We start from the raw sequence: 269 nt of genomic DNA, 5'->3' as shown, positions 1-269 counted from the left end.
ATGGGTTACGAGGCTTTTAACATTTTCCAAAATGAATGCCTTAGGAGTTTTTTCTTTTAGAATACGAGCGATATCGAAAAATAGTGTTCCCCTTGTATCTTCAAAGCCTTGGCTTTTTCCTATAATGCTAAATGTCTGGCATGGAAAGCCCGCACAAAGCAAATCATGATCTGGAATACTTTTTGCGTCAACTTTGGTTCTATCACCACTTACTTTAAAATTAAAATTCTCCTCATATGAGGCTTTAGCATGAGGATCTATCTCGCTAG

Annotated in this window: 1 protein-coding gene; it reads right to left on the bottom strand. The window is 37.2% G+C overall.

The window, feature by feature from the left end; all coding sequences use genetic code 11:
- Positions 1-269, bottom strand: a 269-nt coding sequence (gene dcm, locus SB749_RS19595; RefSeq protein ID WP_410711776.1) for a DNA (cytosine-5-)-methyltransferase, incomplete at both ends; no start/stop codon positions are given.

This window comes from Brevibacterium sp. SIMBA_078 (assembly GCF_046534565.1).
In the GTDB taxonomy this organism is placed as follows: domain Bacteria; phylum Actinomycetota; class Actinomycetes; order Actinomycetales; family Brevibacteriaceae; genus Brevibacterium.
Note: the sequence above shows the minus strand (reverse complement) of the source record. Positions and strands in the feature narration are given on the sequence as shown.